This is a genomic window from Streptomyces eurocidicus (assembly GCF_002891295.1).
Classification (GTDB): Bacteria; Actinomycetota; Actinomycetes; order Streptomycetales; family Streptomycetaceae; genus Streptomyces; species Streptomyces eurocidicus.
In genome coordinates, this window is the sequence record NZ_LGUI01000001.1 from 763964 (window position 1) to 788287 (window position 24324).

Sequence of the window (24324 nt, forward strand, 5' to 3'; positions counted from 1 at the left end):
GGCAAGGGTGGCCCTCCGCCCTGTCCGGCCGCCGGGCGCGCCCTCGCGCCCGTACCGCCCACGTGCCCGACGACAGTGACCGAGGAGCCGAATCAGATGGCCAACTTCGCCAAGCCGGGCGTGCCCCGCTTCGCGGTCGAGGTGTATCAGAACGCGCACCTGCCCGAGGGCGGCCGTGAGGTGAACGCGATCGTGACGGTCACCGCCACCGGCGGGGGCACCACCGGTGAGACGCCCCTGGTGCCCCACCAGTCCCCGGTGGGCGTCGCCGCCCGTCCCGCCGCGCCGGCCGCGGGCGTGGTCGTCATGGTCGACTGCTCCGGCTCGATGGAGTACCCGCCCACCAAGATGCGCAACGCCCGGGACGCCACGGCCGCCGCCATCGACACCCTGCGCGACGGGGTGGCCTTCGCGGTGGTGGCCGGCACCCACCAGGCCAAGGAGGCGTATCCAGGCGGCGGCCGGCTGGCGGTGGCGGACGCCACCACCCGGCACCAGGCCAAGGAGGCGCTGCGCAAGCTCACCCCGGGCGGCGGCACCGCCATCGGCACCTGGCTGCGCCTGGCCGACCGGCTGTTCGCCTCCTCCGACGTGTCGATCCGGCACGGGATCCTGCTGACGGACGGGCGCAACGAGCACGAGGAGCCGGAGGCGCTGCGGACCACGCTGAACGCCTGCGCGGGCCGGTTCACCTGTGACGCCCGGGGCGTGGGGACGGACTGGGAGGTCAAGGAGGTCACCGGCATCGCCTCGGCGCTGCTGGGCACGGCGGACATCGTCGCCGATCCGGCCGGGCTGGCCGCGGACTTCACCCGGATGATGGAGTCCACGATGGGCAAGGAGGTCGCGGACGTGGCGCTGCGGCTGTGGACCCCACAGGGCGCCGAGGTGCGGTACGTCAAGCAGGTCGCGCCGTCGGTGGAGGAACTGACCGGTCGGCGGGTCGAGTCGGGGCCGCGTACGGGCGACTACCCGACGGGTTCGTGGGGCGACGAGTCGCGCGACTACCACGTGTGCGTACGGGTGCCGAGCGCCGCGGTGGGCGAGGAGATGCTGGCCGCCCGGGTCTCGCTGGTCCTGCCCGCACCGGACGGCGGCCCGGCGCAGGTGCTCTCGCAGGGGCTGGTCCGGGCGGTGTGGACGGCCGACCCGGCCGTTTCGACGTCCATCAACCCCCAGGTCGCCCATTACACCGGGCAGGCCGAGCTGGCCCGGGTCATCCAGCAGGGTCTGGACCTGCGCAGGTCGGGGGATGTCGACGGGGCGACGGCGAAGCTGGGGCGGGCCGTGCAGCTGGCGAGCCGCTCCGGCAACGAGGACACCGCGAAACTCCTCGCCAAGGTGGTGGACGTGGTGGATGCCGCGACCGGTACTGTGCGGCTGAAGGCGAAGGTCTCCGCGGAGGCGCAGATGACGCTGGAAACGCGTTCGACGAAGACCGTGCGCGTGAAGAAGTAGCCGGGGGCGGTCGCCACCGCCCCACGGCCGGAGTTCCCGTACGACCAGCGGCGACAGCCTGACGACGAACGGCACACGAGGGGGAGTCAACCGACATGCCGACCTGCCCGAACGGCCACCAGTCGGCGGCCGACGACTGGTGCGAGGTGTGCGGCCACCGGATGTCGGCGACCGCCACGGGCGCCGTCCCCCGCCGCCCCGCCCGCCGGCCCGCCGCTGGGCGCGCCCCCGGCGGTCAGGGCTTCGGCGATCCGACGGTCCAGGCCGAGCTGTGCCCGCGCTGCCGCACGCCCCGTGAGGCCCAGGCGCCCTTCTGCGAGGAGTGCCGGCACAATTTCATGGCTCCGGCCGGGGGTTCGTTCGGGCCGCCGCCGGTGTCGCAGCCGCAGGGCCTCCAGTCGGCCCCGCCGCCCCCGCCGCAGCACACCCAGCCGCCGCAGTCGTACGAGTACTACGGCTCGCGTCCGTCCCGGATCAACCGGCCGGCCGAGCCGCTCACCCCGCAGACGCACCCGCCGGCGCCGGCCTTCGGCGACGACGCCGCGGACGACTGGCTGCTGTCCCCGCCGAGCGCGGGCCAGGCGCCGCCGCCCCCGCCCGCGCCGCCGTACGAGCCCCCTTACGAGCCCCCCAACAAGCCGCAGTACCCGTACGAGCCGCACACCGCGGAGGGCGTGCCCTCGGGCGTGCCCCCGCAGGGCCAGCCGCCCGTCCAGCCGGCCGGCTGGGTCGCGGTGATCGCGCCGGACCGCGAGTACTTCATGGCGATGATGAACCGCAGCGGGCCCGAGGCCGCCGGGCTCAACCTCCCGGCGTACTCCCCCGAGCTGCGGCTGCCGCTCGGCGGCCATCAGGTGACCGTCGGCCGCCGCCGGCACAGCACCGGCGAGTCCCCGGACATCGACCTGTCCAGGCCGCCGGAGGACCCGGGCGTCTCGCACCAGCACGCCATGTTCGTCCAGCAGCCGGACGGCAGCTGGGCGGTCGTGGACCAGGACTCCACCAACGGCACCACGATCAACGGCTCGGAGGACCCGATCCAGCCGTACGTGCCGGTGCCGCTGAGCGAGGGCGACCGGGTGCACGTGGGCGCCTGGACGACGATCACGCTCCACCGGGGCTGATTGACCGGGGCGCGTCCGTGCGCGGCCCGGTGGGTCAGTCCACGGGCTCGCCCAGCGGCCAGCGCCAGGGGCTGCGCGGGGTGTCCAGCCAGGCCCACTGGCGGCCGTCGGCCACGGTCACGCCGAAGCGCTCGCGCGGCGGGCGCCCCTCGTCGCGCCAGAAGGCGAGGGCGTCGGCCGGGTCCAGCCGGCCCGCGGTCAGCGCCAGCAGGAACCGGAATCGATCATTCCGGAGGAGTCCGCAGGGGATGCCGCCGGTGTCGTACGACGGCTGGGGCGCCGCCTCACCGCCCCGCAGCGGTACGAAGTAGGCGGGCGTCCGCAGGAACCGTCCCTCGGCGTGCGTGGCGTCCCTGACCCGCAGCGCGATCAGGCCGGTGGCGAGCGGGGCGAGGATCAGCGCGCCGGGGCCGCTCTGCGCGAGCCAGGCGGCCGGTACGGACGGGAGCGCGCAGGTGGCCATCGTCCGGTCGAAGGGGGCGCGGGAGGGGCAGCCGAGCGCCCCGTCGCCGGTGACGACCGTGGGGTGGAAGCCGGCCTCCGCGAGATGGGCGCGGGCCGCGTCGGTGATCTCCGCGTCGAGGTCGACGGTGGTGACGGCGTCGTCGCCGAGCCGGTGCGCGAGCAGCGCCGCGTTGTAGCCGGTACCCGCGCCGATCTCCAGGACCCGGTGGCCGTCGTGCACGTCCAGGGCCGCCAGCATCATGGCCATCAGGGACGGCTGGCTGCTGGAGGAGATCAGCTCCCCGTCCCGCAGATGGGTGGCGAGCGGCTCGTCCGCGTAGGCCCCGGACAGCCAGGCGGCACGGCCGCGGGGGTCGGGGTCGTCGCGCGAGAGCCGCCGGTAGCCGCCGGGGACCCCCGCGTAGTACGCGGGGACGAACAGCTCCCTCGGCACCTCCGCGAAGGCGGCCCGCCACCGGGGGTCGGTGAGCTCCCCCTCGGCCTGGAGCCTTCCGACCAGCCGCTCCCGCAGGTCCGCGCCCGTCTCGCCCATGACTCCACTGTGCGCCGCCGCGGGACGTCGCGCGAAGTGCGCGGGAGTCCTGGACCTCCGGTCCTAGGCCGGTCGGTCTGAGACCATGGAAGGGTGAACAAGATTCCGCGCGGCACGCTTCAGGAGCAGACCTTCTACGAGCAGGTCGGCGGCGAGGAGACCTTCCGGCGCCTGGTGCACCGCTTCTACCAGGGGGTAGCCGAGGATCCGCTGCTGCGGCCGATGTACCCCGAGGAGGACCTCGGCCCCGCCGAGGAGCGCCTGGTGCTCTTCCTCATGCAGTACTGGGGCGGCCCGCGCACCTACAGCGACAACCGCGGCCACCCCAGGCTGCGGATGCGGCACGCGCCGTTCACGGTGGACCGGGCGGCGCACGACGCGTGGCTGCGGCACATGAAGACGGCGGTGGACGAACTGGAGCTGGCCCCGGCGCACGCGGAGCAGCTGTGGAACTATCTGACGTACGCGGCGGCGTCGATGGTGAACGCGCCGGGCTGACATATCCAGCCCGTCCGTTCAGCCCGTCCGGCGCTTGAGGACCGGGGTCCGGGGCGGAGCCCCGGTTGAGGGAAGGGGCGGGTAGGGGAAAAAGCCCCGCAGGGCCCCACCATCCGCGCGGCGGCCCCTCAGGCCACCCCCGGCACCGCAGCCTCAGGCCGGCGTGACCGTAAGCCCCGTAACCCCACCTACGCGCACCACCACAGACCCGTACGGCGTGCGCAACCGCAGCCACCCCCCGGCCGCGAACAGCGTCAGTGGCTCGGGCGCCGGTCCGACGCCCCCGCCGACGCGGGCCAGCTGCCGGACCACCGCGCCCGCGGGAAGCGGCCGCAGGAACCCCAGCGCCTGCGCGGCGTGCACCGCGCGCAACGGCAGCCCCGTCTCGCCCAGCGTGCGGGACCAGATCTCGCGACCGATGCGGTCGCGCTCACCGCGGGTGCGGTGCTGCTCGGGCAGCGCCTCGTCCCGCGCGCGGAACTCCGCCACGGCGGCGGCGACGGCGCCCCGGACAGCGGCCACGTCGGGCAGGCCCGCCACCCGCTGCCAGCCGCCGCGCGGCGGCAGCACACCGGCCCACGGCGGGCCGGTGACGGCGTCGGGAACGGTGATCTCCAGCCCGCCGTCGGCCGAGGGGGTCGCGGTGTCCAGGGCGTCGGCCAGCTGACCGGCCGAGACCGTGGTGTCGAACACCGTCTCCCCGGCGCCCCCGGCCAGCCGCGCGGTGCGGATGGCGAGGACCTCGAAGGACGGCGGGCGGCCGAAGACGGCGAGCACGCCGCCGTCGGCCTGGAGCCGGACGGCGGCGGCGCGGTCGTAGTGGATCAGCCGGGCCAGGAAGGCGACCAGGTCGGCCGCCTCCCCGGCGTCGGCGAAGCTCAGCCGCTGCCCGTACGGGGGCTGGGACGCCGTCATGCGGCGACGGCCCCCTTCGCGGGCCTGCCGTCCGGACCCTGCCGGCCCTGCTGGCCCTCCTGGCCGGCGTCGTCCTGGAAGTCCGCCAGGAACATCCGCTCCTCGGCGGTGATCCGGCGGGGCCGGCCGGCCGCGAAGTCGAAGGGCACGACGACGGTGGAGGCCCGGACGTAGACCTGCTCCTCGTCCTTGACCTCATAGGCGACGGTCAGGGAGGCCGCGCCCACCTTCGTCACCCACGTCTCCACGGTCACCGGCGCATGCCGGTGGACCAGGGGGCGCAGGTAGTCGATCTCGTGCCGGGCCACGACGGACCCGCCCTGGAACGACTCGCTGCCCTCCCCCGGAGCCAGCCGGAACATGAAGTCGATCCGCGCCTCTTCGAGGTAACGGATGAAGACCGCGTTGTTCACATGGCCGAAGGCGTCCATGTCCGACCAGCGCAGGGGGCAGGAGTAGAGGTGGCGCGCCACGGTCAGCCCCGGGTGAGCTTCTTGTACGTGGCGCGGTGCGGACGGGAGGCGTCCGGACCGAGGCGCTCGACCTTGTTCTTCTCGTAGGACTCGAAGTTGCCCTCGAACCAGAACCACTTGGAGTCGCCCTCGTAGGCCAGGATGTGCGTGGCCACTCGGTCCAGGAACCAGCGGTCGTGGGAGACGACCACCGCGGCGCCCGGGAAGTCGAGCAGGGCGTTCTCGAGCGAGGACAGGGTCTCGACGTCGAGGTCGTTGGTCGGCTCGTCGAGGAGGAGCAGGTTGCCGCCCTGCTTGAGGGTGAGCGCGAGGTTCAGGCGGTTGCGCTCACCACCGGAGAGGACCCCGGCCGGCTTCTGCTGGTCCGGGCCCTTGAAGCCGAACGCGGAGACATAGGCGCGGGACGGCATCTCGACGTGGCCGACGTTGATGTAGTCCAGCTCGTCGGAGACGACGGCCCACAGCGTCTTCTTGGGGTCGATGTTGGCGCGGCTCTGGTCGACGTACGAGATCTTGACGGTCTCGCCGACCTTGATCGAACCGCCGTCCGGGGTCTCCAGACCCTGGATCATCTTGAACAGCGTGGTCTTGCCGGCGCCGTTCGGGCCGATGACGCCCACGATGCCGTTGCGCGGCAGGGTGAAGGACAGGTCGTCGATCAGGACCTTCTCACCGAACGCCTTGGAGAGGTTGTTGACCTCGACGACGATGGAGCCCAGGCGCGGGCCCGGCGGGATCTGGATCTCCTCGAAGTCCAGCTTCCGCATCTTGTCGGCCTCGGCGGCCATCTCCTCGTAGCGAGCGAGACGGGCCTTGGACTTGGCCTGACGGCCCTTGGCGTTGGAGCGGACCCACTCCAGCTCTTCCTTGAGCCGCTTGGCGCGCTTGGCGTCCTTCTGGCCCTCGACCTTCAGACGGGCCTGCTTGCTCTCCAGGTACGTGGAGTAGTTGCCCTCGTAGGCGAGCGCGCGGCCGCGGTCGAGCTCAAGGATCCACTCGGCGACGTTGTCGAGGAAGTAGCGGTCGTGGGTGATCGCCACGACGGTGCCCGCGTACTTCGAGAGGTGCTGCTCCAGCCAGTTCACCGACTCGGCGTCGAGGTGGTTGGTGGGCTCGTCGAGCAGCAGCAGGTCGGGGGCCTCCAGCAGCAGCTTGCAGAGCGCGACACGGCGCTTCTCGCCACCGGAGAGGTTGTTGACCGGCCAGTCGCCGGGCGGGCAGCCCAGGGCGTCCATGGCCTGCTCCAGCTGGGCGTCGAGGTCCCAGGCGTTGGCGTGGTCCAGCTCCTCCTGGAGCTTGCCCATCTCGTCGAGCAGGGCGTCGGAGTAGTCCGTCGCCATCAGCTCGGCGATCTCGTTGAAGCGGTTGAGCTTCCCCTTGATCTCCGCGACGCCGTCCTCGACGTTCTCCAGGACGGTCTTGGCCTCGTCGAGCTTCGGCTCCTGCATGAGGATGCCGACGGTGTAGCCCGGCGACAGGAACGCGTCGCCGTTCGACGGCTGCTCCAGACCGGCCATGATCTTGAGGACGGTGGACTTACCGGCACCGTTGGGGCCGACCACACCGATCTTCGCACCGGGCAGGAAGCTCAGCGTCACGTCATCGAGGATGACCTTGTCGCCGTGCGCCTTGCGCGTCTTGCGCATGGTGTAGATGTACTCAGCCAAGAGAAACCGTCCGGCAATCGAGAAGGGCCAATGTGCGGCTCCGCCGCGTGAGGGCAGATACACCCCATCTTGCCGCACCGGTACCCCTTGACGGAAACGGGTTCGCCGACGATCTCGCTCCCGTCCGCGCCCCGCGGCCGCCCGTTCGAGGGGCCCGCGGCGGCCGCGGGCCGGTGATCAGCGGATTCGATCACCGGCCCCGGCCGGATCCCGGGGTCACTCCCCGGAGGCCGCCTTCTCCCGGCGCAGGAGGTAGACCGCGCCGCTGCCGACGACGATCAGGGCGATCGCTATCCCGGTGAACTTCGGATTGGCGTTGCCACCGCCCGTGACCGCGAGGTCACCGTCCACGGAGGCGTTGACCGTGCCCTTGCCCGTGCCGCCCGTCGACGCCGGGCTCATCCGGGAGGCGAGGGTGGCCTTGGTGCCGCCGGCCCCGCCGCCGTCCGCGGTGGCGGCCGCGCCGGTCTCCGCCGTGGCGCAGTCCAGGATCCCGGAGAAGGTCCGGGCGAGACCGTGCGGGCCCCTGATCGTGAACTTGTACGCCTGGTCCTCGGCCACCTTTACGAAGATCGTCTCCGTGCGGCCGGCCGGGACGGTGTGCTTCGCGCCGTCGAGCTCGAAGGTGTAGGGGGCGTCGCCCTGGTTGTCGGCGGTGACCTCCACGCCGCCCTTGGGGCAGTTCTTCCGGGCGGACAGGGCCGGAATGGCGCCCTTGGTCGCCCAGGTCGCGGTGGCGGAGGCCGAGACCGTGCTCTCGCTGGAACCGGCCAGGATCTGGGTCTGCGTCGTGGTGTGGTCCCCGATGAAGACGCGGCCGACCGGGACCTTGGTGGCGGCCATGGCCCGCAGGGACAGGGAGCCGTCGCGGACGCCCGGCCGCACGTCGAAGAAGAGCTCGCCGCCGTCGGCCGTGGAGGTGACCGGCTTGCCGTCCTTATCGACGATCCGCACGCCCTTCGCGGCGGCGTCGCCGGAGGGGGTGACGGTGACGCTCCCGGCGTTGGTGTGGACGGTGACCGGGCCGAGCTTCTGACCGGACCGGCCGGAGACCGCCGACGGGGTCAGCCTGAGCGACGCGTCGGGCTCGTCGGTGTCGCGGGCGTTCTTGTAGAGGTAGTCGGCGAGCTTCTCGGCCGCGGGGTCCTTGGCGTCGACCTCGACGCCGTCGGAGTAGCGCCAGATGGCGACCTGGGTGCCCGCGGCGGCCGTGTCGGCGTTCAGCGTGCCCGTGTCGGCGTCCTTGGCGAGCGCGGCGAGGTCGTTCACCTGGGGGTAGGAGTGCTGGAGGATCCAGCGGATCTTCCCCGCGTTCTTGTTGGCGTGCAGGGACGACTCGCCCCAGCCCACCTCCTTGTACCGCGCGCCGTCCACGGTGTTGGTGAGTATGTCGACGCAGTAGGTCTGGAGGGCGCCGCCGCCGTCGACCTTCATCTCGAAGAGGCCGGCCGTCATCTCCCCGGTCTTGCGCCGGTCGTGCACGACGGCCCCGGAGCCCGCGGTGATCCTGCCGAGCGTGGCGGTGACCCCACCGGGACTCTGCGGCGCGTCGTCCGCCGCCGCCGGGTCTCCCGCGGCTATCGTTCCCACCGCGGCCAGGCCCGACACCAGCGCCGCCGCGGCACAGCGGACAGCCCTCCGCCTCATGACAGAAATCATCGATTTCCTTCCGGGCGATCGCAGAACCAGTCGATGCGCCTCGCCAGCGAACTCAAAACTCAGACGCCCCCGTTGCCACGTGCTGCGAACGTGATCTTAAAGAGCGAGCTGGTGATCATCCCCACTCAGGGCACTGCTCAACCGATCCGAATCGGAATCGTTACCCTGGCACGCCACCTGACCTGGCATTATCGATAAATCGCCGGGGCAAAACCCCCATTTCAAGCCGGTTCCACGACCGGTTCCGGTGCTCGTTCCGACCCGGGTTTCGACATGGGTTCCGGTACGGGTTCCGGCGCTCGCCCCGGTGTTCGTCCCGGCCGTCGCTCCGGCGGCCGTTCCGGTGCCGCCCCCACCATCCGCACCGGTTCGATCGGCAGCGGTCTGGCCGGCGACACCCGGCGGAAGGCCGAGGTGCCCCGCGCGAGGTCATGGCCGATCGACGCGGCGTCGATATCCGCCGACAGCCGGCGCCCGTCCCCGCCCTCCCGCCCTTCGGACTCCTGAATGCGCAACTTCCCCCGCACGATGACCGGTTCACCGATCGTCACCGACGCCACCACGTTCTCCGCGAGCGCGCGCCAGGCCCACACCGTGTAGAAGCTGGTGTACGCGTCCGCCCACTCCTCCTTGCCCCGGTCCCAGCGGCGCACCGTCGCCGCCAGCCGGAACCGTGAGACGGCCGAGCCGTTCACCGCCTCCCTGAAGTCGGGCTGTGTCGCGACGTTTCCCACGACCGTCACCACTGTCTCGTTCATCCGGACCGCCTCCCCCGCCGTCCCGCGGCTCGCGCCGCCTTCGCTGACGTGCACTCATGCTGCCGTCATCGGCGGGACTTCGCCGGGCCCTGTGGACGGGCGGAAAGTTGTGGACAACGCCACCACCCACAAGGGTCTACCGGTGCCGGCGGAGGCCCGCACGGACCTCACCCACGGGCCGCGCGGCCCGTCGGCTCACGCACCGCCCGCCGCGATCACGAACTGGGCCCGCACCTCCCGGTACCGCAGGAGCTCCGCCGCGACCGGTTCCAGCACCCGCTCCCGGCCGCAGCCGGCCGCCACGCTCCGCAGCCTCCGCTCCGTCTCCAGCCCGTGCCGCCGCGCCGGCCCGCGCGCCACCACCCGGCACCCCCACTCCAGCGCGGGACCACCCGCCCCACCACCCGTCAGAACCAGCCCGGCGATCCACCACTCCCCGGCGCACACCCCGAACAGAGTCCCCAGCAGCCACGCCGTACCCAGCAGTTGCAGCGCGGAGAGCACCCACTGCGCGGTCGCGGCCACGGCCCACCAACCGGGCCGCACCACCCGGGGCGCCCCACCGCCCCGGGTGCGCCACACGCCCGTACGCCCGGAACCGGACCCCGTACGTCCGGAGCCGCCGCGCGCCCCTCGTCCGCGTCCCGTCGCGGCCGGGCCGCTCGCCATCAGGGCGCCGGCCGCCGCGTCGAGCGCGTCCGCCAGCCCTTCCGCGCCGCGCCCGGCCGCCTCGCGCACGGCCCGCGCCCAGGGGTCGGGCAGCCCGGCGGACGCCTCGTACGCCAGGGCCCGTACGGCCTGTTCCACGAGCGGGCGGGAGACGGTGCGCCGCGAGGACGGCTCATGGCCGAGGGCGGGGGCGGCGGGCCGGGGAACGGGGGTCTCCCGCGCGGCGACGGCGGTCGCGGCACCGGGGAAGTCCTCGGCGCGGGCGTCGGGGAAGGGTCCGGAGGGACCGTCCGGGAGGAGCGCGTCCCCGGCGAAGGCCCCCGGATCGCCCTCCGGTGTGCGGCACACGGCCGGAACACCGGCGTCCGTGGCATACCCGGTCCCGATCGCGCGCCGCCCGCCGGTCGCGCACTCCGTCCCGGTACGGCCCCCCGCAGCCGGGCCCGTACCGCCGACCGGGCCCGTAGCCGTCCCCGGAGCCGTAGCCGTCCCCGTACCCGTAGCCGTCCCCGTGCCCGTGCCCGTCACGGGACCGCCCGAAGGCCCGCCGCCCCGCCACGCCGTCCGCTGCCGTCCGTACCACCGCAGCGCCACCGTCCACGGCGTCCCGCAGGCCCGTTCGGCGTCCCGCAGCCACGCGCGTTCCGCCGCGAGGCCGGTGGCCTGGGCGCCGACCGCCTCGGCCAGCCGGTCGTCGAACTCCTGGCGCGCGCGGTCCGTCAGCCCGGGCCGCCCGTCGGCCACGTACGCGGGCCGCAGCCGCGCCGAGACGCCGTCGATATCGGCGATCAGCCGCCGCTCGGCGACCGATCGCGCGGCGGTGAACTGCGCGAGGGTCTCCCTGAGTTCGCCCAGGCCCTTTCCGGTGAGGGCGGAGAGGGCGAGCACGGTGGCGCCCGGCTCACCGTGCTCGCCGAGCGCCAGCCCGTCCTCGTCGAGCAGCCGTCGCAGGTCGTCCAGCACCTGGTCGGCGGCGTCCTCCGACAGCCGGTCGATCTGGTTGAGGACGACGAAGGTCACCTCGGCGTACCCGGCGAGCGGCCGCAGATAGCGCTCGTGGAGCAGCGCGTCCGCGTACTTCTCCGGGTCCACCACCCAGATCACGGCGTCCACCAGGGCCAGCAGCCGGTCGACCTGTTCGCGGTGGCCGACCGACGCGGAGTCGTGGTCGGGCAGGTCGAGCAGGACGAGCCCGTGCAGCCCCGGGTCGTACGGGCGGACGGGCTGGCGGCGCGATCTGGGCGGGATGCCGAGCCGGTCCAGGAGCCCGTCGGCCCGGTCGGCCCGGTCCGTCCAGGCGCAGGCGATGGGGGCCGACGTGGTCGGCCTGCGCACACCGGTGTCGGAGAGCTGGGTGCGCGCGAGGGCGTTGAACAGCGTGGACTTGCCACTGCCCGTGGCTCCCGCGAGCGCGACGACCGTAAGGTCGAGCGAAAGCCGCTGGCGCGCGGCCGCCTCCTCCAGGACGTGACCGGCTTCGGCGAGCGTCCGCCGGTCCAGCCGGGCCCTGGAGAGGCCCACGAGCTCGCGCAGGGCGTCCAGGCGGCGGCGCAGGACGGTGCCGAGGCAGGGTCCGGCGGAGCGGGCCTCGGGCGCGGTCTGCGGGCGCGGGGGCGCGCTCACCGGTGGTTGCGCCTCGGCCTGCCGGGGCGTCCGTTCCGGGCGGGCCCGGCGGGCGATCAGCCCGTCGTCCCAGGCGCGGTGGAGGGCCTCGGCGTCGATGTCCGGGCGGGGCCCGGCGGGCTCGGCGGACCGCTCGCGCGGGCGGCCGGGGCCCTCGGAGCCGTCGTCCGGACGACCACCGGCGCCGGTGGTGGCACGGGCGCCCGCACCGCCGTCGCCGGGACCGGCCGCGGGTCCCGACGGGTGGCTGTCGGCTACGTCCACGTCGTGGCTGTCGGCCTGGGGCACCGTGGTCACCTCTCCCTCTGCAGTACGGACAGGGCGGCGATGAGGTCGACCTGGTGATCGGGGGTGACGTCGAAGGCTTCGAGGGGCGCGGTACGGCGGTCCCGTTCCGCGTCGAGCACGTCCTCCACGCAGTCGCCGAGGAGCCGCCGGCCGCGGTCGCGGAGCCGCAGGACGCCCTGGGCGCCGAGGGCTTCGGCGAGGCCCTCCCCGGCTCCGCCACGGGCCCGGCGGCCGCCGAGGAGGGAGACGGCGAGCAGGGCGCCGATCCGGTCGGGGTCGATGCCCGCGCCGCGCTCGGCGGCCCGTACCTCCTCCTCCGCGATCTCCTCCAGGCAACGCCGCCAGCGGCGTACGGCGACGCCGATCCGGCCGGCGGCACCGTCCGGGTCGCGCGGGGCGAGCACGGTCCCGGCGGCGGGGTCGCCGTTGGAGGCGGTCGCGATGTCCTCGTCGGCGGCGGCGACCGCGCAGCTCAGCAGGGCGGCGAGGGAGCTGGTGAGCGCGGTGAGCAGTTCGTCCGCGGTGCTGTCGTGGGGGTGGCCGCGCCAGTGGGTGAGGGCGTCGCCGGCCAGTGCCTCGCCGGCGGTGATCTCCCGCCCGACGCGGTCGGAGGCGCGCCCGTAGGCGTCCTCGACGCGCTGGACCAGCCTTACGGAGGCCGCGTGCTGCATCGCCGCGGCGGCGGCGAGGGCGGGCAGGCGGGAGCGGAGCGAGGCGAGGAGCCCGGCGACCGTGCGGGCGGAGGCGACGGTGCGGGCGGCGGGGTCCTGTGCGCGCTGGTCGAGCCAGGCGCGCAGCCCCGCGACGGCGGTGGCGGGCAGCAGTCCGCTGCCGCCGCCGGCGGACTCGGGGAGTTCGGGGATGGTGAAGCTCGGCACGTCGTCGAGACCGGCGGCGGCGAGCAGCGCCCCGTAGTGCCGGGAGACCTCCAGGGCGACCTGGTGCGGGACCCGGTCGAGGACGGTGACGAGCGTGACGTCGTACTCCTTGGCGGTGCGCAGCAGGTGCCAGGGCACCGCATCGGCGTACCGGGTGGCGGTGGTGACGAGTACCCAGATGTCGGCGGCGCAGATCAGCTCGGCGGCGAGCTCGCGGTTGCGCGCGACGAGCGAGTCGACGTCGGGCGCGTCGAGGAGGGCGAGGCCGCGCGGGAGGGTGCGGTCGGTCTCGATGCGCAGCGCCGGGGGTTCGCCGCTCCCGGCGTCCGGGTCGGCGTCGAGGTCCGCGTCGAGGCCGTCCTCCGCACCGCCGTTCGCCTCGCCCGCGGCGTGCGGCTCGGGGGCGGTGGTGTCCTGGGCGGGGACCCAGACCCTGCGGAGCTCGGGCAGCACCCGGGTGCCGGCGAACCAGTGGTGGTCGTCGGGATGGCAGACCAGCACAGGCGTACGGGTCGTCGGCCGTAGGACCCCTGCCTCAGTGACCCGCCGGCCCACAAGGGAGTTCACCAAGGTGGACTTGCCGGCTCCGGTCGAGCCCCCGACCACGGCGAGCAGTGGGGCTTCGGGGGCGCACAACCGGGGCACCAAGTAGTCATCGAGTTGCGCCAGGAGTTCGGCGCGGTTTCGCCGGGCGCGGGCGGCGCCGGGAAGGGGGAGCGGGAAGCGCGCGGCTTCGACACGATCACGCAGTGCGGTCAGCGCGTCGAGCAGCCGGGGCCGTACGTCCAAGGTCGCCACAGGTGCAGAATGCCCAATTCTGTGGTGATTTTGAAGCGTATGACCCGTGGCGCGCGAGGCGTGGCGAATGTTGCTCAGGCATAACGAGTACACAACACCCGTCGCCTGATGCGTAAAAAACGATGCAAGATTCGTACCTGCCTGCGATTATCAGGACCGCTTCACCAAACCTCCACATCGTGGCACGGAGGTGAAGCAACCGGGACGAGGTGAGCGGAGCCCTATCCTTGTCCCCGGCAAGGTCACGGCACCACCGAGCCCGGGGCTTCAGCCGTCCGCGACCGCCGCACACACCGGCCCCCGTAGCTCAGTGGATAGAGCAGGCGCCTTCTAAGCGCTTGGCCGCAGGTTCGAGTCCTGCCGGGGGCGCTCGCTCCATGTCGCACGCCCTTCCCTGCCGGGAGGGGCGTTTTTGCTGGTCAGAGGACACGGGGCGCAGACAGCAGGAGCCGGGGACCACCTACTCAATTGAGTAGGTGGTCCCCGGCTGCGTCCGGCTGGAGCCGGTCTCGAACGGCTCTCGGCGGGTGTTCTTCCCGAAAACCTCCCGAAGTTTTCGCGCGGCTACAGGGGTCAGCCGGCTGCTGTCCCTGCCGAGAGGCGGGCCCGTTCCTCGGCACGCGGTTCGGCCTTCCAGCCTGGCAGCAACATCGATAGCATCGGGTCGCTTTCGATCTCCTGCTGGGTGAGCCGCATGCCTTCGTCGATGAGCGCGTCCCACTTCTCTGTGGCGAGCTCGACCCGGCAGGGCAAGTCCTTGATGATCTTCTCGTCCACGGTCAGGTACTTCGACGCCCGTCTCCCAGCCCTACGGGCCGTAGGCACATAGGCGTCGGCGCCGACCTGATCAGGGAGCAGGGAGATGAGGACCGCCTTCCCGTCCTCGGCGATCCTTCGGGCCGCCTTATGGGCTGCCGAGACCTCCCCCGCGTAGGGATCCCGTCCCAGTAGCTCGATCAGGGTGCCGCGGATACTGACTGTGTCGCGACCGGCCAACGCATTCTGCAGGGCCTGGCGGAACGTCTCCGTCATCGATGTCATGACCGCGATTGTCACGACTGACTGCGCCGGGGCCGTGCGCTTGAGGGCGATGCCTGTTGTGTGTTCCCCCGTACGGCAGATACGTACGGGGCGTCGTCGCCGCCCGAGGGGTTGGGCTACCAACCCCTCGGACGGCCCCTCAGCTACCAGCTGCCGAACTTTCCGGACCATCAGTCGGAGAGGCCGGGCCCAAACCCACCGTGGGCAATTGCTGAGGGCCCTCGATGCGCTTCTGGAGGTCCGGCAACTGGCCGTTGATGCAGCGGGCGTAAGTGGCGAGCAGGACCGGGACGCTGTTGCCGGCCCACTCTGCGACCTGCGCTGGTGGGATCTGGTTGTTAAGCCAGGTGGTCAGACAGGTGTCGCGGAGGTCGTAGACGCGCCTCCCGAGGGGGGATTCGAACTCGTACAGGGTGAGTACTTCCTTGCGGGCCTTGCGCCAGATGCGGCGGAAGACCGAACCGGAGAGCAGGCCGCCTTTCTCTCCGGGAAAGAGGAGGTCACCCGGCCCGAGGCCGTCCCGTTTGATCAGGTCACGGAGGATCGCGGCCAGAGCGGGGTGGACCGGAACAGGGCGGGTGTCGCCATCGGCTCGCCCCTTCAGGTCGCGAGTCTCGTGGACCGCACCGTCGTCCGTCCAGGCGCTGCCGACTTCGGGCTCCGTGGTGTGAACAAGGAGCTCGCCCCAGCCTGACTCCGGCAGGGTGGCGGCGGCGACGCGCAGGGCCACAGCTTCCTCAGGACGCAGGCCCGCGTAGTAGAGGGTGGCGAAGAACGCGTGGAGGCGGTAGCCGGTGCGCGGGCGCGCGGCGATCCAGGCCAAGAACCGGGCCGTTTGGGCGGGACTGAGGAGAGACCGCTTGTCGATGGCCTGGGACACCTTAGGTGGAGCGTTCTCGTCCTTGCCCTTGGGGAGCGGATTGATCTTCAGGATCTTCTGCCGGATGGCGTACTTGATGACCACGTTGAGGATGCGCCGCTCGCGGTTGACCGAGCTGCCGGCGGCGCGCTTTCCGTCCAGGAGTGTGCTGAGCGCGAGCATGACGCGATCCACGTGCTTGGTGTCTTCCCAGACACTCATGGGCAGAGAGTTGCGCTGGACCCAGGAGAGAACCGTGCGGACCTGAGGCGGAGCTTCGTCTCGACGAAGCTTGTTGAAGGCGTACTCCCGCAGGGCCCTGCGCACCTCGACCGGCTTGAACTGTTTCGGCTCGTTGCGCAGCAGCGCGATGGTGACCTTGGTGAGGGTCTTGGCGGTGTTCTTACGGTTGTTCGCCGAGATGCGGGGCCACTTCATGTCGACGTAGTCCAAGGCGAACTCGTACCAGGTGGTCTCAGCAGCCGGCACGGCGTGCGATACCGGCTTGCCGGTCTCCATGTCGAAGGGTTCACCGTTGTTCGCGGCGACGAGGAGCGTGGCACGGAAGGAATCGGCGAGGGGACTCGTCTTGTAGGTCTCGCCCCATCGCTTGCCGTTGACGGACCACCGCACGGTGTAGGTGGTGCCGCGCTTTCCCTCGTAGACCTCTGTGTCGTAGAAGCGGACTCTGAAGGACCGGCCCGTCATGCGTGGTCCTCGCAGTCGGTGAGCCAGTTGTCCAGATCGCTCCGACGAATGCGCAAGGCTCCATTTGGGAGGCGCAGGCAGCGCGGGGCCCGCCCTTTCTGGCGCCAGTCGTAAAAGGTCGAGCGGGCGATGCGCAGTTCCTCGCACAGCTCTTCGACGGTCAGCTTGTCGCCACCCTTTCGGGCACGGTTCGTCACCGGGCCCCCTCTCCACGGGCCCTCGCCCAGGGGTTGGGTAAGGCAACGTCGGGGGTTCCATCGGCCCCAGGCAGCGGGGAGTTGTCGCTGTGGTGCATCCTGGTGGCACCTCCTGAATCCTGTACGGGATGGGGAGGCCGGGGCAGCGGGCTTCTTTGGCGGATGGCCGCTGCCCCGGGCGAAGTCAGTGGAGCTGGTCCTGACTCCACTTGACGTACTCGTCGCGCACGTACGTAAGGCAGTTCTCAGCGGTGACGATCTCGGCCGCCTTGAGCTCAGGCCGTTGCGCGCGACGTCGTACTCGATCAGCTGTCGCGCGACCTGAACCGCGGCTTCGGCGGCCGGCGCGGCGACCTCCGGGGCGAACCTGGCCGCCTCGGCGAGCGCCATGCGGTCGAAGACGGCGGCCTTACGGAGCCAGAACTCCCGCTCGTCGTCGGACAGGCGCGGGATGCTGTGCCGGATCACCCAGGTGATCTCCGAGGTGATCCCGGGGGCGGTCGCGTACGCGTGCGTGGATTCGGCGGCGTGGGATCCGGTGGTCACTGTTCCACCTCCGGCGTGCCGTGCGCCGGGCAGGCGGTGAGCAGCTGGTGGTGGAGGGCCATCTCGGCCTGCTCGCCGTAGGCGTACGCGCAGTCCGCCAGGCCGGCGAGGCCGCCTTCGCTCCGACCGGCGTACCGGTCCATCCAGCGGGCGCCGACGTGGGAACGCAACAGGGCCAGGCGCCGCTGCCCGGACCAGTTGCCGAGGTCGCCGCGGAAGTCCGGGAGCGGCTCGTCGGGGAGGTCGTAGTGCTCGGTCTGGTCGCGGCGGAGCTCGACGTACCTGGGGCGGTAGCCCTTGACGACCGCGAGCAGGGCGCCGGCCGTGCCGTAGGCGTAGGCGAGCGCGAGGTTCTCGTAGAGGTCGGTGGTCACGCTCTGGTAGGCCCTGCACAGGCCGCGGATCTGGCTGAGGGCGACGTCCTGGGGGCTGATCCGGTACTCCCCGCAGATGTTCACGTCGCCGATCTCCGCCCGCAGGCGTGCCGGGTCGATGTGCCAGGTGGCGACTTCCGCGGCCTGGCGGGCGAGCCGGGTCTCGCGAGCCGCCGCCCCTAAGGCGAACACGCTCGCGGTCAGGCTGTCGAACCATGCGAGGGTGGTGTGGGACATGGGTGTCCTCCCACTCGTGGAGCACGGGCCGGGCTGTCCGGCCCTCCGCACGGGTCCAGCTCCCGGTGGAGTTAGACCCGCACGGGGAGCCGTCAGCCGATGGCCGGAGCCTCCACGTCCGCTTCCGCGGCACGAAGTAAAAGCGTGCGCAGGTCGGTGCCGATGACCGCCGCGAGACGGTGCTCGATCGCCCGCCACGAGGCGGGGTCAATGGCCATGAGCGCGGCGACGGCCGCCGGCCCTTTGCCTTCTTCGAGAGCGGTCAGCGCGTCGCGCAGCTCCCCCGAGGCCATGAGCGAGATCCGGTACGAAGAGGAGCCGTTCCGTTCCTTCATGTCTTTCATGGGTGGATTCCTCCGGTGCCTAGTCGAGGTCGGGAATGGCGTTGCCGATGGCGCCCATGACCTGGTCGATGGGCGCGGAGATGCCGGTGCGGCTCAGGTAGTAGCCGAAGAGGATGGCCACCAGGGCGCCGCCGATGCCGACGGCCTTCGAGCGGATGAGCATGGCCAGGAGCAGGCCGAACAGCAGGAGCGCGGAGATCGAGAAGGACATGGAGAGGCTCCTCGGAGGGATCAGCGGAGGCCGTCGCGGTGGAGGCGGACGGCGGCGTTGTAGAGGCGGCGGCCGACGCGGATGCGCCTGCCGTATCCCTCGCAGCGTCGGCAGTCGCGGCCGCGCTTGAGCCGTCCGTTGCGGGTCTGCCGGATCACAGCGCCCCAGCCCTGGCACTTCCGGCAGGTTCCGAACGGGCTGGCCGCGCAGAGAACGGCATAGCAGAGAGTGATGAATATGAGGCCGGGCATAGCGTTGAGGAAGGAACCCATCAGAACCCTCTCCGGGTGGGATTCGGCAGGCGCTCGATGAGCGCTGCTAGGCGCTAGCGCGCAGGTCAGATGCACCTTGAGTCGCTAGCAGGGGTGCTAGGTCTAGCGGGCCACCCCGCTAGACCTAGCGGCGACGGCGGCTATGCCGCAGCGTCTCGGTCGTCACGTTCGGCGATCGCCGCGAGGACGTCGGCGCGCTTGATCCCACGCCGGTTCGCGCCCTTGCCGTCCTCGGTGGTGCCCCACACCTGAACGGTGCGGATGCCGTACGACTTCAAGGCCGCGGTGAGCTGCTCCGGCGTCCAGGTCCCGTACACGGCCGGCCGGAGCTCCGCGAGGCCGACGAGGATTGCCTCGTTCCAGAGCTTCGGCTTGCAGTCCGGAAGGGCGGTGAGCAGATCCGCGAGCAGATCGTACGAAGGGCCGGGCTCGGCCTCGGGCTGCTCCCCCAGCGCGTATCCGGCGAGTGTGCCGAGAAGCTCGCGCATCTTCCGGCCGCGCCGGGCGATGCCTTCCGCCGCCAGGGCGTCGATCTCGACCGCCCGAACGATCCGGGCGTCCTCACCTTCGCCGAGGAAGTAGCAGATGCCCTTGTCACCCCAGGCGAACATCGTCGCGCGCACGCCCCGCTTGTACGCGCCGGTTCCGAGCACCATGTTGTTCTCGACGTGGCTCATGACCTTCAGGCACCAACGGGCCGACGCGTTCGCGGAGATCCCCTTCGGCAAGCTGGCGTCGTCCGGCCGCTGGGTGGCGAGGAGCAGCACGATGCCCGTCGCCGGGCCGCGCTTGACGAGGTCCGTGCAGATCTCTTCGAGCTCCTTGCCGTACTTCGGGTGCTCGAACCACTTCTGGCACTCGTCGACGCCGACCACGATCGGATGCAGCCGGAGCGACCGCTTCGACGCCAGTTCCGTGGTCACCTTCGACTCAGGGCAGATGTCCCGGGGGAGCGTGCGGATCACTTTCGTGCGCCGCCGCAGCTCGGCTTGCAGCTCCCGCATGGCGGTCAGCGCGTAGAGGATGTCCTCGTCGTCGTCCCCGGCCCGGTGCCGGTAGCTGACGGCGCTGCCGACGGGATCGAGGTCGCCGGTTCCCTTCAGGTCGTAGCTGTGCACCTCGGCGCGCGGGTCGAGCGCGGCGATGAGCAGCAGGAGACGGAGAAGGAAGGTCTTGCCCATCCGCGGGATCGCGCCGATCACGCCCGCGAGGTACATAAGGGTGATCTCCACCTCGCGCCCGCGCTGGTCGGTACCCCACGCGACGGGCTTGAAGAGATCCACCGTGCCGGACTTGGCGAGCGGCCAGGCCGGCTGCTTGGACCGGGACATGTCCTGATCGCCGACCCACAGCCTCAGCCGTCCGGTGTGCTCCTCGGGAGCGGCCTCGGGCCACACCGTTCCCAACGGTCGGCGGAGCCCGGAGGCCAGTTTCTCCCGGCGCTCGATGATGTCGGTGACCGTGACGCCGTACGGGAGGTCGCCCTCGGCCAGCCACCCAGGGCCGTCACGGGTGATGGGGGCGGTGAAGCCGAACCCGTCCCCTCCCTTGGCCTGCGCCTGGTTGATCGCCGGGATGCCCAGGGATCCGAGAGCCCGGAGCACGATGTCGCTGGTGAGCCGGGTCGCCTTCGGGATCTCCACGGCGCGGTGGATGACGGGGGCGTCGGCCGGCTGACCCAGCCTGCCCGCCGCCATCGTCATGGCGAAGCCACAAAAGGCCAGCAGCCACGACGGGGCCATGACGTACAACGCCAGGGCCACCGTGAGCCCCGTGATCGAGGCCACGACGGCGACCGTCGCCCGCCAGCGCACACGGCGGTCCCTCTGGCGCGAGAGCTGAAGGTACTTGTTGATGTCCTCGTTGGCCGCCGCCGACTGCCGGAACGGCTCGCCCTCGGCGTCCGCGACCCACCGCAGGGAGCCACCGACGAACCGGGCGGCGCCGCGAGGAGCTTGCAGCGCCAGGCGGACCGTGTACCAGGGCGTACGTACCGCGTGGTACGCGGAAACGTGCCAGGCGTAGGCGGCGACGCCCTTACCGGCGGCACAGAACTCCCGACGCGACTTCGCCCACGCCGGTATGACCGGACGGCGCTTCGCGCCTTGCGCCCGTTCGGCCAGGCCGGGGCTCGAAGGCTCGTACGGGCGGTCGACGACAACGGTCTCGGCCGGGGGCGCGGGCGCGGGCCGGCCGGGGGCAGCCGGGTCTGCGGAGTGGTCGGGGTCCGGCCCGGACACATCGGCCGGCTGGTCGCTCAAGACACGCCCCTCCCCGCCTGCGTGTGAACCCTGTTCCTCATCGCCGCGACGCTGCTGAGTTTCGCGGCGTAACGCGCGTTCAGAAGGGCGAACTCATCAGCCTCGCTCTGATCCTGGAGTTCCTCCAGGACATCGCTGGCGGCAGACGTACGCGCAGCACGCTCCTCAGCGGACTCCCCGGGACGCCCGAGGAAAAGCTCTTTGAAGTCCTCGGCATCCGCGCCCTGCGATTCCTCGCCGCCGGATGCCCCTGACTCCACCACCTCGGCACCAGGTTGGTGGACAACGTACGTACGCATGGCCTCTCCAGATCCTGGACGGGATGGGAGAGCCAGAGGCGGCAGGCCCGCTCGGTCCGTCAGCCGCCGCCCCTGGCCGGAGCGCGCTCAGACGCGGAACCGGCGGGGGCCGGTGAGGTGGAGCCAGCACTCGTACGTGATCACCACGGCCTTGTAGCTTCCGAGGCCGGCGAGAACGGTCAGCAACCAGTCGGCACCGAGGTCCTCGGCCGACCGGCAGCCGATGAGGGCAGCGATCAAGGCGATGCCCAGGACGATCAGGGCCGCGACGCTGCGGCCGGGCGTCGTCGGCACCGCGCGGCGGGCGACGAGGGTCAAAGCACTCGGGTCAAGGAGGCGGAGGCCCCCACCGGGCACTCGCACCACGACGAGCTTGCCGTCGCCGTGGTCGGTGATCCCGGCCACGGTGCCGAGGGCCACCTCGTGATGACCCTGAACAACATCGCCGATGGCTAACTTCATTGGTCCCCCTTCGGGAGCAGAGGCAGGGGACCGGCACGGGGCGCGGGCTCGGCCACGGGGCTGAGCTCTCCCCGGAACCGGTCGCTTCGAAAACGAGTGGTCATCACCTCCGGCGCCAACGACTCACGGCGGCACCGGAGATCAAAAACACTCGTTCGTTCCAGGCACTCTGTGCAGTTCTCAAGGCACTGGCGCTTCCATCGAGCCGAGGCTCTCCAGGCGTCATCACTCCTAAAGAGGTCTTCTCCTCAAGTCCTCTTTAGGAGTTGCTCAGACTATGACGCGGCTCTCATCAAGTCGTCAAGTCCTCTTTAGGAGTCGTATGCTGAGCGCGGTCAGTGCAAGAGGACGGTGGGCACGATGGCGAAGGCGTACGAGCGGATCGCGGATGGCATCCGGGAGTCCATCCGCGCAGGTCAGCTGAAGCCCGGCGAACGGCTCCCCTCGGAGACCGCGCTCGCGGACAAGTACGGGCGGAGCGTCCCGACCATCCGTGAGGCCCTCCGGCTTCTGCGCGACGAAGGCTTGATCGAGAAGCAGCACGGCCGCGGCAACTTCGTCCGCCAGGCCCGCACCGCGGTGCTGCGCACGAACACGAGGCACCAGTGGGAGAAGGGTCGCGCCCGCGAACCCGAGCCGCTGAGGGCGAAGACCGGCGCCACCGAGCACGACACCGGGCTCCAGGTGAACGACCTCGTCTTCCACGCCGCCTACCGCGAGATCAAGGCCGGCAAGAACGTCGCGGACGCCTTCGGCGTCCCGGAGGGCGAGGTCCTCGTCGAGCGCACGTACCGCACGCGGTACGCCGCCGAGCGGGCGCCGTTCGCCCTGGTGACCTCCTACCTCGTCCGCGACCTGGTCGCGGAGAACCCGGATCTCCTGGACAGCGCCAAGGAGCCCTGGCCCGGGGGCACGCAGAACCAGCTCTTCACCGTCGGGATCGAGCTCGACCGCATCGAAGAGCACGTCACGGCCCGCCCGCCGACACCGGAAGAGGCGGAAGAGCTGGAGTTGCCGCCGGGAACCGCGGTGATCCTGCTCCGGAAGACCTCGTACGACACCAATGACCGCGTTGTGGAGCTCTCCGACATCACGCTGCCCGGCGACCGCACGGAAATGCTCTTCACCACTCCCCTGGAAAGGTGGTGAGTGCCGTGCAGCGGCGCATCATCATCGTCACGGCTGTGCACGCACCGTCCGCTCACCACCTGCACGACGCCTTCAAGTCGCTCTGCGACCAGGAGCTGCCGGAGGGATGGGAGTGGCACTGGGTCATCCAGGAGGACGGGAAGACCGACGAGGTCGCCCCGTTCGTCCCCGCCGATGAGCGGGTGACCTTCCGGCAGGGCCGCAGCGGCGGCCCCGGGGTCGCCCGGACCATGGCCCTGGCCCACGCCGACGGCGAGTACGTCAAGATCCTGGACGCCGACGACCAGCTCGCCCCCGGCGCCCTGGCCCGCGACATCGCGATCCTCGAACGCGACCCCAGCATCAGCTGGACCACGTCTCGCGTCCTGGATCTGCTCCCCGACGGCTCGACCCTGGGCTTCGACCAGGACCCGGAGGACGGGCCGGTCGAGCGGGGCGCCGTCCTCGAACACTGGCGGGCACACAACTACCGCGCCCAGGTGCACCCGGCGACGCTGTGCGTCCGCCGCGACCTGCTCCTCGCCTTGGGCGGCTGGATGGCACTGCCGGCCTCGGAGGACACCGGACTCCTCCTTGCCCTGGATTCCGTCAGCCGCGGTTGGTTCATCCGCGACGTGGGGCTCCTCTACCGCAAGTGGCCTGGCCAGGCGACCGGGCAGGCGGCGCACACGGACGCCGCGGAGCGCGATGCGCGCATGGCCGTCGTGGAGGCGCGGGCGCAGGCGCTCGCTTACTACCGCTGGAACTACCCGTCGACTAGCTGACGGGCACTTCGTAGACGATGGCGCCGAAGGCGGCGGGCATCACGATGTCCGCCGTCTCGACCGGTCGCCCGTCGTCGCTGTAGTACGTCCGCTGGATGCGCGTGACGAGCGCGCCCCGCTGCACGCCGAGGAGGGTCGCCTCCTCGGCCGTCGCGTTTCCGGGCTCCGGCTGCTCTACCGCGCGGGTGACCGTGATGCCGATCTCCGCCATGCGGTCGACCACGCCCTTGCCGGCGTGGGGTCCGCCTTCGGGCAGGACCACCAGCGTGCCGGCGGTGATGCCGTACGGCTCCCAACTGGTCGAGAGCTGGAAGGGCTTGCCGTCGACGAGGAACTCGTACGAGGTCCGGACGCAGAGGTCCCCCTCGGCGATGTCGAGGCGGGCGGCGATCTCTGCCGGGGCGGGGAGCTTCGCCTCCGTGCTGCTCTCCCAGGTCCCTCGCTTGCCGAGCGCCGACACGTCCGCGGCGAAGGGCGATCCGCCCCGCTGCTCACGGACCTGAGAGCGGACCACGCGCAGACGCTCGCGCGGCTCGGCGACGTATGTCCCTGAACCGGCCCGGCCCTCCAAGACGCCCTGCGAGATGAGAAGTTCCTGGGCGCGGCGAATGACGTTTTCGCCCACGCCGCCGCATTCCTCCGCAAGTTGCGCACGCGAGGGAAGCCGGTCGCCCGGGGCCCACTCCTGATCCGCGATGCGCTGTCTGAGCAGGTCAGCGGCGCGGAGGTAAGGCGGCTGCTCACGCATATGGAAAATCTAGTCCACTAGCCCTATCCTAGTTAACTAGCTTCACG

At 71.6% G+C, this 24324-nt stretch carries 24 protein-coding genes and 1 tRNA gene; 6 read left to right on the plus strand and 19 right to left on the minus strand.

Annotation, left to right across the window (positions count from 1 at the left end; all coding sequences use genetic code 11):
* Positions 1-96 precede the first annotated feature (96 nt).
* Positions 97-1458, plus strand: a complete 1362-nt coding sequence (locus AF335_RS03350) for a vWA domain-containing protein (protein ID WP_102916701.1) — start codon at positions 97-99, stop codon at positions 1456-1458.
* 95 nt (positions 1459-1553) lie between these two features.
* Positions 1554-2582 carry an FHA domain-containing protein gene (locus AF335_RS03355; RefSeq protein WP_102916702.1) on the plus strand — a complete coding sequence of 343 codons (1029 nt, stop codon included), beginning with the start codon at positions 1554-1556 and terminating at the stop codon, positions 2580-2582.
* Positions 2583-2616: 34 nt separating this feature from the next.
* Here AF335_RS03355 and AF335_RS03360 read toward each other — a convergent pair whose 3' ends face one another.
* Complete coding sequence (locus AF335_RS03360) at positions 2617-3579, minus strand: methyltransferase domain-containing protein (protein WP_102916703.1); 963 nt, start codon at positions 3577-3579, stop codon at positions 2617-2619.
* A 93-nt stretch (positions 3580-3672) separates the two neighbouring features.
* On the opposite strand from AF335_RS03360, the gene AF335_RS03365 reads away from it, so the two are divergent.
* Positions 3673-4077, plus strand: a complete 405-nt coding sequence (locus AF335_RS03365; protein ID WP_102916704.1) for a globin — start codon at positions 3673-3675, stop codon at positions 4075-4077.
* A gap of 153 nt (positions 4078-4230) precedes the next feature.
* On the opposite strand, the gene AF335_RS03370 is transcribed toward AF335_RS03365, so the two are convergent.
* The 7 genes from AF335_RS03370 to AF335_RS03400 form a co-directional block, all read right to left on the minus strand.
* Positions 4231-4992 (minus strand): DUF8185 domain-containing protein, encoded by a 762-nt coding sequence (locus AF335_RS03370; protein ID WP_102916705.1) that lies wholly within the window; start codon positions 4990-4992, stop codon positions 4231-4233.
* Positions 4989-5465 (minus strand): acyl-CoA thioesterase, encoded by a 477-nt coding sequence (locus AF335_RS03375; protein WP_102916706.1) that lies wholly within the window; start codon positions 5463-5465, stop codon positions 4989-4991. The genes AF335_RS03370 and AF335_RS03375 overlap by 4 nt, the downstream gene beginning before the upstream one ends.
* A 2-nt stretch (positions 5466-5467) precedes the next feature.
* Entirely contained in the window at positions 5468-7132 is a 1665-nt protein-coding gene (ettA, locus tag AF335_RS03380) for an energy-dependent translational throttle protein EttA (protein ID WP_102916707.1), read from the minus strand.
* A 216-nt stretch (positions 7133-7348) separates the two neighbouring features.
* Positions 7349-8791 (minus strand): Cys-Gln thioester bond-forming surface protein, encoded by a 1443-nt coding sequence (locus AF335_RS03385; protein WP_102916708.1) that lies wholly within the window; start codon positions 8789-8791, stop codon positions 7349-7351.
* 221 nt (positions 8792-9012) lie between these two features.
* Positions 9013-9549, minus strand: coding sequence for a single-stranded DNA-binding protein (locus AF335_RS03390; RefSeq protein ID WP_102917020.1), 537 nt, complete (start codon positions 9547-9549; stop codon positions 9013-9015).
* A gap of 195 nt (positions 9550-9744) precedes the next feature.
* On the minus strand, positions 9745-12105 hold the full coding sequence (locus AF335_RS03395; RefSeq protein WP_102917021.1) for a YfjP family GTPase: 2361 nt from the start codon (positions 12103-12105) through the stop codon (positions 9745-9747).
* A 29-nt stretch (positions 12106-12134) separates the two neighbouring features.
* Positions 12135-13796, minus strand: coding sequence for a dynamin family protein (locus AF335_RS03400; RefSeq protein ID WP_102917022.1), 1662 nt, complete (start codon positions 13794-13796; stop codon positions 12135-12137).
* A 305-nt stretch (positions 13797-14101) separates the two neighbouring features.
* Between AF335_RS03400 and AF335_RS03405 the strand changes: the two genes are divergently transcribed.
* Positions 14102-14174: transfer RNA gene (locus AF335_RS03405), tRNA-Arg, on the plus strand.
* 204 nt (positions 14175-14378) lie between these two features.
* Here the strand turns inward: AF335_RS03405 and AF335_RS03410 are convergent.
* The 10 genes from AF335_RS03410 to AF335_RS03455 form a co-directional block, all read right to left on the minus strand.
* Positions 14379-14846, minus strand: coding sequence for a hypothetical protein (locus AF335_RS03410; protein ID WP_146045414.1), 468 nt, complete (start codon positions 14844-14846; stop codon positions 14379-14381).
* Positions 14847-14985: 139 nt separating this feature from the next.
* Positions 14986-16413: a tyrosine-type recombinase/integrase gene (locus tag AF335_RS03415; protein WP_102916710.1), complete on the minus strand. Its 1428-nt coding sequence runs from the start codon at positions 16411-16413 to the stop codon at positions 14986-14988.
* Complete coding sequence (locus tag AF335_RS35350; RefSeq protein WP_244926891.1) at positions 16410-16610, minus strand: helix-turn-helix transcriptional regulator; 201 nt, start codon at positions 16608-16610, stop codon at positions 16410-16412. Before AF335_RS35350 ends, AF335_RS03415 begins: the two co-directional genes overlap by 4 nt.
* Before the next feature lie 542 nt (positions 16611-17152).
* Positions 17153-17767, minus strand: a complete 615-nt coding sequence (locus AF335_RS03425) for a hypothetical protein (RefSeq protein ID WP_102916711.1) — start codon at positions 17765-17767, stop codon at positions 17153-17155.
* Positions 17768-17859: 92 nt separating this feature from the next.
* A complete protein-coding gene (locus AF335_RS03430; protein WP_102916712.1) occupies positions 17860-18111 on the minus strand; it encodes a hypothetical protein in 252 nt (83 codons plus the stop codon).
* A 19-nt stretch (positions 18112-18130) separates the two neighbouring features.
* Complete coding sequence (locus AF335_RS03435; RefSeq protein WP_102916713.1) at positions 18131-18322, minus strand: hypothetical protein; 192 nt, start codon at positions 18320-18322, stop codon at positions 18131-18133.
* Between the two features lie 20 nt (positions 18323-18342).
* Positions 18343-18480 (minus strand): hypothetical protein, encoded by a 138-nt coding sequence (locus tag AF335_RS36365; protein ID WP_311775555.1) that lies wholly within the window; start codon positions 18478-18480, stop codon positions 18343-18345.
* A 254-nt stretch (positions 18481-18734) separates the two neighbouring features.
* Entirely contained in the window at positions 18735-20855 is a 2121-nt protein-coding gene (locus AF335_RS03445; RefSeq protein ID WP_228773209.1) for a cell division protein FtsK, read from the minus strand.
* Positions 20852-21154 carry a hypothetical protein gene (locus tag AF335_RS03450; protein ID WP_102916715.1) on the minus strand — a complete coding sequence of 101 codons (303 nt, stop codon included), beginning with the start codon at positions 21152-21154 and terminating at the stop codon, positions 20852-20854. The genes AF335_RS03445 and AF335_RS03450 overlap by 4 nt, the downstream gene beginning before the upstream one ends.
* 87 nt (positions 21155-21241) lie before the next feature.
* A complete protein-coding gene (locus AF335_RS03455) occupies positions 21242-21616 on the minus strand; it encodes a hypothetical protein (RefSeq protein ID WP_102916716.1) in 375 nt (124 codons plus the stop codon).
* A 360-nt stretch (positions 21617-21976) separates the two neighbouring features.
* On the opposite strand from AF335_RS03455, the gene AF335_RS03460 reads away from it, so the two are divergent.
* Both AF335_RS03460 and AF335_RS03465 read left to right on the plus strand, forming a co-directional pair.
* The gene (locus AF335_RS03460; RefSeq protein WP_102916717.1) at positions 21977-22765 is read left to right on the plus strand and encodes a GntR family transcriptional regulator; all 789 of its coding nucleotides are present in this window, start codon (positions 21977-21979) and stop codon (positions 22763-22765) included.
* A 5-nt stretch (positions 22766-22770) separates the two neighbouring features.
* Positions 22771-23529, plus strand: coding sequence for a glycosyltransferase family 2 protein (locus tag AF335_RS03465; protein ID WP_244926892.1), 759 nt, complete (start codon positions 22771-22773; stop codon positions 23527-23529).
* Here AF335_RS03465 and AF335_RS03470 read toward each other — a convergent pair.
* A complete protein-coding gene (locus AF335_RS03470; RefSeq protein ID WP_102916719.1) occupies positions 23522-24277 on the minus strand; it encodes a GntR family transcriptional regulator in 756 nt (251 codons plus the stop codon). The genes AF335_RS03465 and AF335_RS03470 overlap by 8 nt on opposite strands.
* Between the last annotated feature and the right edge of the window lie 47 nt (positions 24278-24324).

Bases quoted from the DNA above. Each gene is read 5' to 3' on its own strand.
- AF335_RS03430 (WP_102916712.1), bottom strand. From the start codon at position 18,111: ATGAAAGACATGAAGGAACGGAACGGCTCCTCTTCGTACCGGATCTCG.
- AF335_RS03385 (WP_102916708.1), bottom strand. From the start codon at position 8,791: ATGATTTCTGTCATGAGGCGGAGGGCTGTCCGCTGTGCCGCGGCGGCG.
- AF335_RS03450 (WP_102916715.1), bottom strand. From the start codon at position 21,154: ATGCGTACGTACGTTGTCCACCAACCTGGTGCCGAGGTGGTGGAGTCA.
- AF335_RS03455 (WP_102916716.1), bottom strand. From the start codon at position 21,616: ATGAAGTTAGCCATCGGCGATGTTGTTCAGGGTCATCACGAGGTGGCC.
- AF335_RS03355 (WP_102916702.1), top strand. From the start codon at position 1,554: ATGCCGACCTGCCCGAACGGCCACCAGTCGGCGGCCGACGACTGGTGC.
- AF335_RS03470 (WP_102916719.1), bottom strand. From the start codon at position 24,277: ATGCGTGAGCAGCCGCCTTACCTCCGCGCCGCTGACCTGCTCAGACAG.
- AF335_RS03425 (WP_102916711.1), bottom strand. From the start codon at position 17,767: ATGTCCCACACCACCCTCGCATGGTTCGACAGCCTGACCGCGAGCGTG.
- AF335_RS03360 (WP_102916703.1), bottom strand. From the start codon at position 3,579: ATGGGCGAGACGGGCGCGGACCTGCGGGAGCGGCTGGTCGGAAGGCTC.
- AF335_RS03435 (WP_102916713.1), bottom strand. From the start codon at position 18,322: ATGTCCTTCTCGATCTCCGCGCTCCTGCTGTTCGGCCTGCTCCTGGCC.
- AF335_RS03410 (WP_146045414.1), bottom strand. From the start codon at position 14,846: ATGACATCGATGACGGAGACGTTCCGCCAGGCCCTGCAGAATGCGTTG.
- AF335_RS03370 (WP_102916705.1), bottom strand. From the start codon at position 4,992: ATGACGGCGTCCCAGCCCCCGTACGGGCAGCGGCTGAGCTTCGCCGAC.
- AF335_RS03460 (WP_102916717.1), top strand. From the start codon at position 21,977: ATGGCGAAGGCGTACGAGCGGATCGCGGATGGCATCCGGGAGTCCATC.
- AF335_RS03415 (WP_102916710.1), bottom strand. From the start codon at position 16,413: ATGACGGGCCGGTCCTTCAGAGTCCGCTTCTACGACACAGAGGTCTAC.
- AF335_RS03390 (WP_102917020.1), bottom strand. From the start codon at position 9,549: ATGAACGAGACAGTGGTGACGGTCGTGGGAAACGTCGCGACACAGCCC.
- AF335_RS03350 (WP_102916701.1), top strand. From the start codon at position 97: ATGGCCAACTTCGCCAAGCCGGGCGTGCCCCGCTTCGCGGTCGAGGTG.